We start from the raw sequence: 13,380 nt of genomic DNA, 5'->3' as shown, positions 1-13,380 counted from the left end.
ACAGCTGACGTAGGGTAACCGCTCGGCTACTCCCGTGTTTCGCGCCATGCCGCTTTCCGGCCGCCGGAACAGCACCGCGCCCCGGTCGCGACGGTGCGCGTCCGGGGCGTGGCGGCCCGGCCGGGTGTGCACCCCCGGCCGGTACGGCTGCTAGCTGACGTTGACGTCGATGCAGGCGTAGAAGGCGTTGGAGGTGTCCGCGATGTTCCAGACGGCCAGGACCTTCTGCTGACCGGTCTTGTTGCCGAAGTCGACCTGGTGGGTCACGGTCGCGCCGGGCTGCGCGCCGCCGTCGTCGAATTCGGCGATCTTCTCGCCGCCCACGAAGTACTGCCAGGTGCTGGTCGAGTGGCGTGCGGTGATCTTCCACTCGAACTGCTGGGAGCGGTTCACCGGAGTGACGGCCCAGCCCTTGGAGTCGTCGTCCAGCTCGGCGAAGCCGCTGTTGCCGCCGCTGCAGCTGGTCAGCCCCTTGGGGCCTTCGACGCTCTGCGGTTCGTACTTGATCGCGCCGCAGCTGACGGTTCCGGCGGCGCACTGGGCTTGACGGCTCGGCGGGTTGGAGATGTAGCCGTGGGCACTGGCGGAGCTCGCCGGGAGGCTCAGGGCGAGGATCGGGGCGATCATGGCGCCGACGGCGAGTGCGGTCTTCCTTTTCGCGTGCATGCTTCTCCTTCACATGAGACCGCACCGCGCAGTGGCGGACCGTGGGGGGTCCGGCTTCGACGGCGAGGCCTCGCGAGTGTGGGGCCAAGAGGCGCGAAGGGCTGCAAGCCCCTTGCCGGACAAGCCTGATGACAGGTGTCCGGAAAGGCCTTGCACTTGGACTAGACCATACCTACCGACGCGTGCACGTCAAGGGTGAGGACCGACGGGCGCCCCGCCCCCGGAGCCGCGCGGGCGGCCGCACGCACCGCGTGCGGCCGCCCGGTTGACGCGATCACTCCTGGTCGTCGCCGAAGCGGACCGTGACCCGCTCGAAGCCGAGAGAGCCGAGCAGACCCTTCAGCATGTCGGCGGTGTTCTTCTCCGCCCGGGCGGTCAGTTCGCTCTCCTTCGCCGCCTCCGAGATGTGCTGGGCGGCGAGCTTGTTGACCGCTTGCTCGCTGCCGGGGTTGTCGGAGAAGAGGTCGCCGAGACGGTCGAGGAGACCGCGCTGCTTGGACACCGCGTAGGAGCGGTCCGGGTCGAGGGCCGGTTCACCCAACACAGCGCGAGGCAGCCGCAGTTCGGCCGTGGTGCGGTCCTCGTTGACCACGACGCCGCCCTCGGTGACCTTGCCCAGGTCGACGGAGGCGTCGACCGTGCCGGCCCCGACGAACAGGGTGCGGGTACCGCGCAGGGCGTCGGGGACGTACTTCGTGTCCTTCTCCAGGTCGACGACGACCTGGAAGTTGCCCGAGGCGGCCTCGTACGAGCTCATGTCCTGGATGGACTTGAGCACCGCGGGCCCCGACCGGTCGTGGGTCTCCTCGCCGAAGAAGTCGTCGAGCCCCGGCAGCAGGCTGAGCCGGCTGCCGGCGAACAGCAGGGCCAGCACGGCCGCGCCTGCGACGAGGACTTTCAGCCATCCCCGCGAGGGGCGGGCGGTGCGCTTTCGGTCGCCGTACGGCGCGGGCTCTGTGGTTACGTCGCTGGACGTCATGTTCTCCGTGTGACCCGCATCCGGTGTTTTCAGTCCGCCTTGCGTCGCCTCTCGTTCAAACTCCTCCACAAAATAGGCCTGTTCCGGTACGGACGGGCAGACACCCGGACACCACCGACGTCCTGGAGCCCGGAGCCGCTCAGCGCGGTGAGGCCGCCACTCGCACGCGGTCGCTGTCACCGTCGGAGAGGAAGGTGGCGACTTCTCTCCCCTGGTCGGCGACGGCGGCCCGATCGGCCCGGGAAAGGGCACGCAGGGGTTCCACCGTGACGACGTCCTCGGTGACGGTCCAGGTGGCGGCGACGCGGCCGTCGACCAGGACGACGCGCTCACCGGCCACCGAGAGGCCGCGGTGGGCGTCGTCGATGATCCGGCCGCGGTCCTGGTAGCCGAGGATGGCGTTGTCGAAGGCGGGCAGGAACCGTACCGGCGCGGGAGTGTCCGGGTCCGGGCGCGGCGCGTCGGGCAGGTCGAGCAGTTCCCGTCCCCGCTCGTCGCGGAAGCGGACCAGTCGGTCGCGTACGGCGGCCACCGCGCCGGGCAGTCCGGCCAGGCCGGACCAGGCGCGCAGGTCGGCCGTGGCGGCCGGCCCGTACGCGGCCAGGTAGCGCCTGACCAGCGCCTGTCCGACCGGGTCGGCGCCGTCGGAGGCGGGCGGATCGACCGGGCGGCCCAGCCAGGAGGACAGCGCGACATTGCGCACCCCGCCCTTGGTGCGCCACAGCCCCCGGGGCGGCGCCTGCGCCATCGGGACGAGGCCGGCGACCACCATCTCGCCCAAGGGGCGCGGCCCCGGCCCGGGCCAGCGCTCGGCGAGCGCCCGCACGATCTCGGCTGCGGTACGGGGCTCGCCGTCGGACATCAAGTTCCGGGCGTCCGCAGCGAGTTCTTCGAGGTCGACCCCTTTGAGCTCCTCGCGGTACACCCCGAGGACCCGCTGGCGCAGCATCGCGTCGTGGCGGGCCCGCCAGGCGAGGACGTCGTCGGCGGTGACGAGGTGGACCGTGCGGCGCATCAGGTGGGTCCGCACCACGCTCCGCCGGGTCAGCAGGTCCGAGAGAACGGCCGGATCGAAGGCCGTCAGCCGGGACCAGAGCCCGATGAAGGGCTCCTGCGGTTCCTGCGCCTGGAGACCGCAGAGGTGGGCCACCGCGTCCACGACCGGAAGGTCGGCCCGCTCCAGCAGCAACTGGCGTGCGAGGGTGGCACGGTTCAGGGCCCGGTTGTCCAGGACGGTCACGGTGTCGTCTCTCCCTGTCGGCTGCTCGCCCTCGTCGGCCGGCCGTCGGCGCCTCGCGCGCCCCCGCCCCCCCCGGTGGTCACGTCGCCGTCCGCCCGTCGAGCGTCTCACGCAGGATGTCCGCGTGCCCGGCGTGCTGAGAAGTCTCGGCGATGACGTGGGTCAGCACCCGCCGGACACTCCACTCGCCGCCGGGTTCGTTCCAGGGCGCCTCGGGGAGCGGGTGCGAGGCCGAGAGGTCGGGGACCGTGAGGACGATCTTCTCGCTGCGGGCGGCGACCTGTTCGTACGCCTGGAGGATCCCCGCCACCGTCTCCCCGGGCAGCATCCGGAACTCCTTCTCCCGGTCGGCCATCCACTTCGGGAACTCGCGTGCGGTACCGGCCATGAGGTCGTCCCAGGTGACGCCGTCGGGCAGGGCGAAGGACATCGCCGAGGGGCCCTCGGTCGCGAAGTTCAGCCAGCCCTCCTCCATGGCCGTGACGTGCTTGACGAGGCCGCCGAGACACAGGGCGCTGACCGTCGGGGTCTGGCCGGCCTGCTCGTCGGTGAGGCCGCTCACCGAGGCGGTCAGGGCGGCTCGTGCCTCGGCGAGGGCGGCGAGCAGGTCGGTGCGCTCGGCGTCGGGCGATACGGAGGGGGTGGTCATGACGATCGGGTCCTTCCGGAGTTCCTGTCGTGCGGTACGGATCGACCATCTCAGGAGAAGCGGCCAGGGTGTGGCCTCTTCTCCCCTCATACTCGTGTCATGCCGAAGACTTCAGCACGACTGCTGGCGCTGCTCTCCCTGCTCCAGGCGCGCCGCGACTGGCCGGGTCAGCTGCTGGCCGAGCGGCTGGAGGTCAGCCCGCGCACGGTGCGGCGTGACGTCGACCGGCTGCGGGAGCTGGGCTACCCCATCGCGGCGTTCAAGGGGCCCGACGGCGGATACCGGCTGGACGCGGGCGCCCGGTTGCCGCCGCTGCTGTTCGACGACGATCAGGCCGTCGCACTGGCCGTCGCCCTGCGGACCGCCACCGCGACCGGCGCCGGGATCGGGGAGGCCGCGGCCCGCGCGCTCACCACCGTCCGGCAGGTCATGCCCGCCCGGCTGCGCCATCGCGTCGACGCCCTGGACGTCACCGCCGTCGAACGGACGGGAGGCCCGCCCCGGCCCCAGGCCGATCCGCGCGTTCTTCTCGCGCTGAGCGACGCGGTGCGCGCCCAGGAGGTGCTGCGCTTCGCCTACTCCCCCGGGCACACCCCGGCGGCCGACGACGTACCGCCCGTGGTGCGGCGGGTGGAGCCGCACCGGCTGGTCACCTGGGGCGGGCGCTGGTATCTCGTCGCCTGGGACCTGGACCGCGAGGACTGGCGGACCTTCCGCGCGGACCGGATCACCCCGCGCACCCCCACGGGCCCCCGGTTCACGGCCCGCGAGGTGCCCGGGGGCGATGTGGCCGCGTTCGTCGCCGCCCGGTTCCAGGGCTCCGGCGGCCCCGGCGCGTGGCCCTGCCGCGGCGAGGTGATCCTCGACGCGCCGGCCTCCGCGGTGGCGGGCCACATCCGCGACGGCATCGTCGAGGAGCACGGCCCCGACCGCTGCCGGGTGGTCCTGGGCGCCTGGTCGTGGCCCGGCCTGGCCGCCGTACTCGGCAGGTTCGACGTGGACATCGAGGTCGTGGGGCCCGACGAGCTCAGGAACGCCTTCGCCGGTCTGGCACGCCGCTTCGCCGTCGCGGCGGGCCGGGGGCACCGTGGCGCCGCGGGGTCCGATGCCCCTTAGCGGCCGACGAGCCGGGTGTCGGTCGTGTCGTCGGTCGTCGAGGCGGTCACGGACGAGGTGATGTGTCCGGCGAGGCCGAGCACCAGGAAGAGCACGACGAGCCACTTGCCGGCGCTGCTCAGGACCAGGGGGCGGGTGGCCGAGCGTGAGTGCTCCGGGGCCACGGCGAGAGCGTCGTCGCCGAACAGGCCCTTGGGGTAGGCGGGGGTGAGCATCATGACGTACGCGGAGAAACGCATCCGGTAGCGCAGGGTGGCCGCCGTCGCCTCGAACAGCGGCCGGGGCATCCGGCCGAGACAGAGCGTGATCAGCCACCAGACGAAGGCCAGCGCCCACCACCCGTACACGGCGAGGCTCTGGACGATCGCCGCCGGGATCATCAGGAAGATGCGGAACAGCACCGCGAGCCGGTTGAGCGGGGTGGGCCGCACCTCGATCTGCACCGGGTAGTCGGCCGGCGGGGTGAGGGCGAACGGCGGGTAGCGGTCGATGAGCAGCATGTCGCTCGCCGAGACGCGCATGTCGTAGCCGAGGACACCGGTCAGGAAGCGGAAGACGGGGTCGGGCAGCCGCCCCAGCAACAGTGCCGCGAACCACCCCACGATGACGGTGAAGAACGCCGCGATGTGCAGGAAGAACAGCACGATGAAGTGCGGGATCAGCAGCAGGAGTCGCAGGAGTACGGTCAGCCGCCGCTGGCGTGCCGGTTCGACGATGTCCAGGACCGGCCTGAACTCGTCGGCGTCCGTCTCCTTGCGGCCCGGGCTCCACTGGCCTTCGGCCATGTCGCTCCTCCTCGGCAGGGGATCCGTACGGCATCCGCACGCAGGACGTGTCCCCACCGTGCGTCCGGTCCGGGCCGCTCGCAAACGGCCCGGCCCGAACGGGTGCCCGGGCTCAGCGCCTGCGGAGGCGGTCGAGCAGGGGGCGAGGGGCCTTGGCGCTGGTGGCCCTGGCGCTAGTGGCCTTGGCGCCGTTGCCCTTCGTGCCGGTGGCCTTCTTGGCGGCGGCCTTGGCACCGGCAGCCTTCGTGCCCGCGGTCTTCGTACCCCTGGCCTTCGTATCAGCGGTCTTCGTACCGCCGGCCTTCATGTCGGAGGCCTTCCTCCAGGCGAGCTTCGTACGGGCGGCCTTCCCGGGCGTGCGCTTCGGCTCGGGCGTGGGCTCGGGCTCATCGCGCTGCTCGGGGGCCCGGGGAACCTCGGCGTATGTGTAGTAGCGGTGGCTGATGCGGCGGCCCAGCACGAAGTACCCGAGCAGTGCGCCCGTCGTGTTGAGGATGACGTCGTCGATGTCGAAGGCGCGTCCCTGGACCAGGGCCCCCTGGATCAGCTCGACGACGGCCATGGCGACGGCCGCCAGCAGTGTCGTCCGGATCATCCGCAGACGGCGCGGCACGAAGAACGGCAGCAGGAGTCCGAACGGCACGCCGAGCAGCACGTTTCCGCCCGCCTGCTTGCACGCGGCGAGGAAGGTGTAGTCCTCGGCGTACTGGCGCAGCGACCGCCCCGGCTGGAGGTTCGACGTGACGATGTCCTCGGAGGCGGGTGAGGGGGTGAGCGTCACCTTGGCCAGCAGGACGGAGAACGCCACCAGTCCCACCAGCGCCGCCGCCAGCACCAGCCCGCGTACCAGCACTCGTACCCATGTCCCCTGGCGTACAGGGGGATTCGCCTCTGCTGTCATGGGCGACAGATGCCCCCGCCCGGCCGGAACACACACCCGGTCGGGCCTTGGAGCGAAATCTCGTACGACCGTCCGACTCCACCTGCGACGATGTGCGCATGAGCGCAGACAAGAAGAAGGACCTGCTGGACGAGGCCGACCGGTTGCGCGAGGAGGGCAAGCCCGAGGAGGCGCGCAAGCGGCTGCTCGCCCTGACCGCCGCGTACCCGGGCGACGCCGAGGTGGCCTGCCGGACGGCGTGGATCCACGATGCGCTGGGCCTGGAGTCGGAGGCGGTGCCGTACTACGAGCGGGCACTGGCCCATCCGGAGCTCGCCACGGAGGACCGGCGCGGGTCGCTGCTGGGTCTGGGCAGTACCTACCGGGTCCTCGGGCGGTACGGGCAGGCGGTGGAGACGCTGCGCCGGGGCGTCGAGGAGTTCCCGGACGACGGGGCGCTGCGGACGTTCCTGGCGATGGCGCTGTTCAACACCGGCGAGCACGACGAGGCGATGCGGCTGTTGCTGGAGCTGACGGCCTCGACCAGCCAGGACCCGTACGTCCAGCAGTACCGGCGGGCGATCGAGCACTATGCGAAGGATCTCCACGAGATCGTGTGACCCGCGCGGAACCGGGAGCGGTGCTGCGCGGCACGCCGCGCAGCCGGCGACGCGCCGGTCGGGGGGCGACGCGTGCCGAGAATGCTCGGGTGCCCTCCGCTCCCCCGGCGTTCCCGCCGTCCCCGCCTTCCGCCTCCGCTTCCGGTGCCTCCCGGGACGGTGACGCACCGTCGCGCGGCGAGGCGGCGCTGCTTCTGCTGTCCGCGGCGTCCGGGGCGGCGGACGCCTTCGTCTTCCTGTGCGTGGGGCAGGTCTTCGCCGGGGTGATGACCGGAAACCTTGTGCTGCTGGGGGCTTCGGCCGCCGGTGCGGGCGAGGACGGCGTGGCGCTGAAGGTCGTCGTCGCTCTGGCGGCGTACTTCTGCGGGGTGGCGGCCGGTGCGCTGATGGCCGGGCGGGGTTTCCGGGTTCCGATGCTGCTGGGGGTGGAGGTGGTCCTGCTGGGGGCGGCCGCCGCGCTGTGGGGTCTTGAGCTGGTCACGTCGTACGGGGACCGGATCGGGCTGCTGGCGCTGGTGGCGGTGGCGATGGGCATCCAGGGGCGGGTACGGGTGACGCCGACGAACTACTTCACCGGGACGCTGACCTCGCTCGCCGGTCGCGTGGCGTTGCGTCAGCTGCGGGGCGGGGACGGCTGGGTGCTGGGGCGGCTTGCCGCGGTGGTGGCGGGGGCGGCGGTCGCGGCGCTGGCCGAGCGGTGGTGGAGCCCCGGGGCAGCGCTGGGGGCGGTGGTGATGGCCGCCGGTGCGCTGGTCCTGGAGACGGTCCCGGGACGGGGCGGCCGGTTCCGGGACCGTGGCAAGGAGAAGCCCCGGCCGGATCGGGGGAATCCAGCCGGGGCGGCTTGAGTGCGGGCGTGAAGGGCGGTCGCCTCTCGGCGGAGGGCTCCAAGGGGCTTCGGCGGTGCCGATCGTCCCCATGGGCTACCGGTGAGGCCCGGGGACACTGTCCCCCTCACACCCACGTATAGATGAACGATAAACCATCCCGGGGCGTTCCCGGGAATCCGCCCCCGCGGATGTGATCCACGGCACGGTATTCCCGGATCTCCCCCAGGTCAGGCCACGTTCGGTCAGCTTCCGGACAGCTCGCCGGTGCCGTAGCGGCGGCGGAACTGCTCGACGCGGCCCGCCGTGTCGAGCACCTGGGTGCCGCCGGTGTAGAACGGGTGGCTGGCCGACGAGGTCTCCACGTCGATGACGGGGTAGGTGTTGCCGTCCTGCCACTCCACGCGCTCGGCGGAGTCGGCGGTCGAGCGGATCAGGAAGGCGACGTCGGCCGCGCGGTCGCGGAAGACCACGGGACGGGACGCGGGGTGGATACGGGGCTTCATCGATGCGTTCCTTCCTCACCGCGCACTGCGGTGGCGTACAGAGTGACGTGCCTTTTCCGGATGGTCAGCGGACCTCGCGGAACAGGACGTGGCGGCCGACGGCGGAGTCGAACTTGCGGAGCTCCAGCCGGTCCGGGTCGTTGCGGCGGCTCTTGCGGGTCACATAGCTGCGGCCCGTTCCGGCGGTGGACCGGAGAGTGACGACGGGCCTGGTCTCGCTGCGTGCCATGGGCGCCTCCCGTATCGGTAATGGGATTCGTTTTCGTTCTGGTCGGGTAACGCGGGCCGCCCGCTCGGCATTCCCGCACCTCCGCACCCCGAGATGCCGCAGCCAACTCGCCCTGCACGCAAGCCTGTTCGGATAGTCGCCGTACTGGACAGCCGCTGGCATATGCCAGAAGCAACTACGCATCGAGTGTTGCCGAATCCCTTACGGCCCGCCGCGGCCTGTGCGACAGTCGGTAGCGGTCCACCCTTCAGAACCGGCTAGGCCGCGCCTGTAACGGAGTACGAGATGCCGTCCCCCCTCTTCGCGGACCGCCCCGCACCACAACTTCCCCCGCACGACGCCGTCGACGACCTGATCGACCGGACGCGCCGGCTGCGCGGGGACGTGGATGCCGTGCGGCGGGACGCCGCCATGTTCGACGAGGACGACCCGCAGCTGCGCTGGCAGCGCGCCCTGTGCGAACTGGCCGTGCACCACCTGGACACTCTCGGCGAGCACCTGGGCCAGCTCAGGGCGGGTCTGCCGGGCCCGCCTTCCGGCGCCTCCGCCCCCGAGGGCGAGGAGGCGCCGGAGGACCCGCGGGCCGGTTCCCTGCTGAGCCGGGTGGGCAGCGCCGAGTGGAACCTCCTCACCGACGAGTCCAGCTGGTCCGAGGAGCTGTACGAGATCTTCGGCCGGCCGCTCGACTCCACCCCCCTCTCCCTGGACGACCTGCCGTCCGTGCTGCTGCCCGAGGACCAGCCGGTGCTCACCGCGATGGTGACGGGCTGCCTGGTCGACGGCCGGCCGATGGACGGCGAGTTCCGCATCGTGCGTCCCGACGGCGGCACGCGCACTCTGCACATGACGGGCGAGCCGGTCCTCGACGCCGAGGGCTGCACCGCCTCCATGTGGGCGGTCCTGCGGGACGTCAGCGAGCTGCGCCGCAGCGAGCAGGCCGTGACCAGGAGCCGCGCGTCGGTACAGCGCGAGGAGCACATCGAGCGCACCGAGCACCGCATGGCCGTGGAGCTCCAGGAGACCGTCCTGCCGCCGTGGCGCGGATCGCTGCGCCTCCCGCCGCAGGGCCCCGGCGCCCTGGACATCGCCGCGCACTACCTCCCCTCCGCGTCGAGCGGGCTCATCGGCGGCGACTGGTACGACGCGATGGAGCTGCCGGACGGACGCACCCTCCTCACCGTCGGCGACCTCACCGGGCACGGCATCCCCGCCACCTCGGCGATGGCGATGCTGCTGGGCGCGCTGCGTGGCATGGCCGTCGCCGGCATCGAGCCGGGCGCGCTGATGGGGCACCTCAACCAGGTGCTGGAGACGTCGATACAGCCGGCGCTGGGCAGTGCCCTGTGCTGCCGCTTCGACCCCGAAACCTCCGTTCTCTCCTGGGCGCAGGCAGGTCACCCCCCGCCGGTCCTCTTCCGCGGCGGTACGGGACGGCTGCTGCCTCCGCCGGACGGGATACTGCTCGGCGCCGCGCCCCAGGCCGTGTTCGAGCAGGACGAGGTACGGCTGTTCCCCGGCGACGTACTCGTCCTGCACACCGACGGGCTGACCCGACGCGGCGACCGGGGTGCGGGCCCGGAGGCACTGCTCGCCCTCGCCCCCCGGTTCGCAGAGGCCCGTACGGCACAGGAGTGCGTCCGGTGCGTCGTCGAGGAGTTCGGCGGGACCGAGCGCCTGGACGACGCGTGCGTGCTGGTCGCCCGCATCGGGGCGTGAGGGAACGCGGACTGCGCGTCAGCGCGTGCAGGCGTGCGCCCTGTGTCAGTGCCTCAAGGAGCACACGCTGTGTGCGGGGGCACGGACGTATCAGGGTGTGAAGGAGCGACGAGCGGCGCGGCGGGGCCGGTTCAGATCTGCGTGCCCCTGGCCTTCTTCTGGCTCGGCAGCGACAGTTCGATCTCCTCGCGCAGATCCTGGATGCCCGCGTATCCGGCGAACTGACCGGTGAGCCGGTACATCTCGCGGAGCCGGTCCCAGGTGCGGTGCGAGGAGGTCTCCCCCATCGACACCAGCGCGAGCCGGGCGTAACGGTCGGCCTGTTCCGGGTCGTTGGCGATGAAGCAGGCGGAGGCCAGCGAGATGTAGTCGAAGATCTTGGACCGCTGGCGACCGTTTATGCGCAGCTCCAGCGCCTGCTTGGCGTGGCGTTGGGCGATGATCGCCGCTCCCGGGTCGTGCTCGGCCAGCGTACGGAAGGCGAGCGCCTGCATGCCGTGCATATCGGCCTCGTCGAACATCTGCATCCAACTGGGCGGCGGCACATCGCTCTTGTCCGAGACGAACAGCTCCTCGGCCTCGCCGAGGGTGCGCCGCATGGCCTGGCCGCGCCCCATCGACGCCTGTGCCCAGGCCTCGATGGTGCGGAGCATCGCCTGCGTACGGGGCAGGGTCTCGTCGCCGGAGCCGGATTTGGCGAGCTTCATCAGGTCGAGCGCGTCGTCGGGGCGGCCCAGGTGCACCATCTGGCGTGCCGCCCGGGAGAGCGCCTCTCCGGCGCGCGGCCGGTCGCCGCCCTCGCGGGCCGCGTGGGCGGCGATGACGAAGTACTTCTGGGCGGTGGGTTCGAGGCCGACGTCGTGGGACATCCAGCCCGCCAGGACGGCGAGGTTGGCGGCGACGCCCCACAGGCGGCGCTGGAGATGGTCGGGGTGGCGGTAGGCGAGCATGCCGCCCACCTCGTTGAGCTGGCCCACGACCGCCTTGCGCTGGAGTCCGCCGCCCCGGGACGCGTCCCAGGCGCGGAAGACCTCGACCGAGTGCTCCAGCGCCTCGATCTCCTCGGAGCCGACCGGCGCGGCTTCGTACCGGTCGAAACCGGCGGGATCGGCGTGCAGGGGATCGTTGGTCCGTGGCGCGTCGGCCGCCAGAGCGGGGTCGCTGTGCAGCCAGTCGTACATGGGGCCGGCGATGGTTGAGCCGGCGGCGAGCGCGGCGCCCGCACCCACCAAGCCGCGTCGGTTGAGCATGAGGTCCATTCCCGTGAATTCGGTGAGGACCGCTGCCGTCCGCTCGGGCGCCCACGGCAGTTGATCGGGATTGTGTTCCGTCCCGGAGTCACGCCGTTTCCCCACACGCCCGCGTCGGCCGAACCCGAGGTCCTCGATGGTCACGACACGGCCGAGCCGCTCGGTGAACAGAGCTGCCAGCACTTCGGGCACGGGATCACGGGGGGACTCCCCCATGTCGATCCAGCGCCTGACGCGCGAGGTGTCGGTGGCCAGCTGCGGGTGGCCCATGGCCGCCGCCTGCCGGTTCACCATTCTCGCGAGTTCGCCCTTGGACCAGCCGGCCAGGCCGAACAGGTCGCTGAGACGGGTGTTGGGTTCTCCGGTCACTTCAAGCCCCCAGGTTCTCGGCTGACTTGACACTAACCCCCTGTCAGATGCGCTGTGACTATTCGCCAGGGTTCGCCAGGGTCCGCCAGATGGTCTGCCACCCGTGACCCGTTGTCAGGTAGGAGTGCGCCACCCCGCCCGGCAGCCCTAGGTACTCCCCAGGGTGCCGAACGGCCGTCGGCCGGGTTGGCGCACGTACCTTGTCGGCGCACGAAGGGATCTGTCTCGCCCATGTACACAGCATCGTCCTCCGTGTCCGCCCCGCCCCGTCCGCTCCGCCCGATGGGCGCGGGCGGCGGGCCCTATCTCGCTCCTCACGCCGGCGCACCGGTGCAGGGTCCGGGCCGGGCCCGACGGGCCCAGGGGCCGGGCGCCGGACCGCTCAGCGGAAGGATCGACCTGTCCGGGCCGCAGGGCGCGCAGGTGCGGATGGCCATCGCCTCCGTGCAGCGTATCTGCCCCGAGTTCAACCCGGTCCAGGTGCTCCGCCGCAGCGGCCGTTCGGTCCTGATCGTCGGAACGACCGGGCGGGCGACCGCCGTGGCGAAGTGTTTACTGGACCACTCGCCGGCGTGGACCGAGCGGTTCCGGCACGAAATAGCGGCGTACCGCGCGTTCGTCCGGCACCGGCCCCCGGTTCGGGTGCCCCGGCTGATCGCGGCGGATCCGGAGAACTGCACGCTGGTGATCGAGCGGATGCCCGGCCGGGTCGCCGCCCTCACCCGGCACCCGGCGGAGGCGCCGCCGCGGGCCGACATCCGCGCCGCCCTGGGCGCGATCGCCCGGGTGAACGCCTGGCGCCCGCCGCCCGGACTGTTCGAGGCGCCCCTCGACTACGCCTCGCGGATCGCCCGCTACCACGAGCTCGGTCTCTTCACCGACCGTGACCTCGGCGACCTGCAGAAGCTGCTGCACGGTCTGGCCCACGCGGGCGGCCGGCAGGGCATGGGGCAGTTCTGTCACGGGGACGCCCTGCTCTCCAACATCCTGCTGTCGCCGACCGGACCGGTGCTCGTCGACTGGGAGCACGCCGGCTGGTATCTCCCGGGGTACGACCTGGCGACGCTGTGGGCGGTGCTCGGTGACGCCCCGGTGGCGCGCCGCCAGATCAGTCAGCTGGCCCAGGCCAGGGGCCCGGCCGCGCGGGACGCGTTCCTGGTGAACCTGATGCTGGTGCTGACCCGCGAGATCCGGAACTACGAGACGGCGGTGCAGCGCACCATGCGGGAGGCGCCCGCGGTGGGTGCGGGAGCGGACCGCCCAGGCGCGCTCTCCTCGGGTGAGGAGCAGCGGCTGCTGCTGCGGAGGCTGCACGACGACTGCGCGATGGCGCGGAGGGCGGTGCGGGCGGCGGTCGGTACCCGCTGAGGCGGGACGACGCCGAGCCGGACAAGAGGGCGGGGCAGGGCCCGCCGATCGAAAACCACAGTGACCAGACCACTGTGAAGAAGAAGCGCGTTGCGGGACCGGTGCCGACACACCGGTCCCGCAGCGCGCTGTTCTGCGTTCGGTGACCGAGCGCTGACCCTGTGCCGTTCCGGGGTCCCT

14 protein-coding genes are annotated in these 13,380 nt (G+C 72.0%); 5 read left to right on the top strand and 9 right to left on the bottom strand.

Annotation, left to right across the window (positions count from 1 at the left end):
* Nucleotides 1-150: 150 nt before the first annotated feature.
* The 4 genes from IE134_RS29980 to IE134_RS29965 form a co-directional block, all read right to left on the bottom strand.
* Nucleotides 151-666 carry a lytic polysaccharide monooxygenase auxiliary activity family 9 protein gene (locus tag IE134_RS29980; protein ID WP_030719592.1) on the bottom strand — a complete coding sequence of 172 codons (516 nt, stop codon included), beginning with the start codon at nt 664-666 and terminating at the stop codon, nt 151-153.
* A 274-nt stretch (nt 667-940) separates the two neighbouring features.
* The gene (locus IE134_RS29975; RefSeq protein WP_098017811.1) at nt 941-1,645 is read right to left on the bottom strand and encodes a DUF4230 domain-containing protein; all 705 of its coding nucleotides are present in this window, start codon (nt 1,643-1,645) and stop codon (nt 941-943) included.
* A 139-nt stretch (nt 1,646-1,784) separates the two neighbouring features.
* Nucleotides 1,785-2,885: a winged helix DNA-binding domain-containing protein gene (locus IE134_RS29970; RefSeq protein ID WP_098017808.1), complete on the bottom strand. Its 1,101-nt coding sequence runs from the start codon at nt 2,883-2,885 to the stop codon at nt 1,785-1,787.
* A gap of 79 nt (nt 2,886-2,964) precedes the next feature.
* A complete protein-coding gene (locus IE134_RS29965; protein WP_030719583.1) occupies nt 2,965-3,534 on the bottom strand; it encodes a DinB family protein in 570 nt (189 codons plus the stop codon).
* Between the two features lie 99 nt (nt 3,535-3,633).
* Here IE134_RS29965 and IE134_RS29960 point away from each other — a divergent pair, with 99 nt between their 5' ends.
* Complete coding sequence (locus IE134_RS29960) at nt 3,634-4,650, top strand: helix-turn-helix transcriptional regulator (protein WP_098017802.1); 1,017 nt, start codon at nt 3,634-3,636, stop codon at nt 4,648-4,650.
* Here the strand turns inward: IE134_RS29960 and IE134_RS29955 are convergent.
* Together IE134_RS29955 and IE134_RS29950 are read right to left on the bottom strand one after the other, a co-directional pair.
* A complete protein-coding gene (locus tag IE134_RS29955) occupies nt 4,647-5,435 on the bottom strand; it encodes a DUF4389 domain-containing protein (protein ID WP_098017799.1) in 789 nt (262 codons plus the stop codon). The genes IE134_RS29960 and IE134_RS29955 overlap by 4 nt on opposite strands.
* Nucleotides 5,436-5,547: 112 nt before the next feature.
* A complete protein-coding gene (locus IE134_RS29950; protein ID WP_030719574.1) occupies nt 5,548-6,288 on the bottom strand; it encodes a VanZ family protein in 741 nt (246 codons plus the stop codon).
* A 146-nt stretch (nt 6,289-6,434) separates the two neighbouring features.
* On the opposite strand from IE134_RS29950, the gene IE134_RS29945 reads away from it, so the two are divergent.
* Together IE134_RS29945 and IE134_RS29940 are read left to right on the top strand one after the other, a co-directional pair.
* On the top strand, nt 6,435-6,935 hold the full coding sequence (locus IE134_RS29945) for a tetratricopeptide repeat protein (protein ID WP_030719571.1): 501 nt from the start codon (nt 6,435-6,437) through the stop codon (nt 6,933-6,935).
* Between the two features lie 89 nt (nt 6,936-7,024).
* Entirely contained in the window at nt 7,025-7,783 is a 759-nt protein-coding gene (locus IE134_RS29940) for a YoaK family protein (RefSeq protein WP_373296771.1), read from the top strand.
* A gap of 224 nt (nt 7,784-8,007) precedes the next feature.
* Here the strand turns inward: IE134_RS29940 and IE134_RS29935 are convergent, their stop codons facing one another.
* Both IE134_RS29935 and rpmG read right to left on the bottom strand, forming a co-directional pair.
* Complete coding sequence (locus IE134_RS29935) at nt 8,008-8,268, bottom strand: type B 50S ribosomal protein L31 (RefSeq protein ID WP_030719561.1); 261 nt, start codon at nt 8,266-8,268, stop codon at nt 8,008-8,010.
* 64 nt (nt 8,269-8,332) lie between these two features.
* A complete protein-coding gene (rpmG, locus tag IE134_RS29930) occupies nt 8,333-8,497 on the bottom strand; it encodes a 50S ribosomal protein L33 (RefSeq protein ID WP_030719551.1) in 165 nt (54 codons plus the stop codon).
* Nucleotides 8,498-8,782: 285 nt separating this feature from the next.
* Between rpmG and IE134_RS29925 the strand changes: the two genes are divergently transcribed.
* Nucleotides 8,783-10,213: a PP2C family protein-serine/threonine phosphatase gene (locus IE134_RS29925; protein ID WP_189432257.1), complete on the top strand. Its 1,431-nt coding sequence runs from the start codon at nt 8,783-8,785 to the stop codon at nt 10,211-10,213.
* Nucleotides 10,214-10,344: 131 nt separating this feature from the next.
* Here the strand turns inward: IE134_RS29925 and IE134_RS29920 are convergent, their stop codons facing one another.
* Nucleotides 10,345-11,832, bottom strand: a complete 1,488-nt coding sequence (locus tag IE134_RS29920) for a DNA-binding protein NsdB (protein ID WP_030719545.1) — start codon at nt 11,830-11,832, stop codon at nt 10,345-10,347.
* Nucleotides 11,833-12,063: 231 nt separating this feature from the next.
* Here IE134_RS29920 and IE134_RS29915 point away from each other — a divergent pair, with 231 nt between their 5' ends.
* Nucleotides 12,064-13,200 carry an aminoglycoside phosphotransferase family protein gene (locus IE134_RS29915; RefSeq protein WP_030719541.1) on the top strand — a complete coding sequence of 379 codons (1,137 nt, stop codon included), beginning with the start codon at nt 12,064-12,066 and terminating at the stop codon, nt 13,198-13,200.
* The last annotated feature ends 180 nt before the right edge of the window (nt 13,201-13,380 follow it).

This window comes from Streptomyces rubiginosohelvolus (genome assembly GCF_014649875.1).
GTDB lineage: Bacteria > Actinomycetota > Actinomycetes > Streptomycetales > Streptomycetaceae > Streptomyces > Streptomyces rubiginosohelvolus.
Note: the sequence above shows the minus strand (reverse complement) of the source record. Positions and strands in the feature narration are given on the sequence as shown.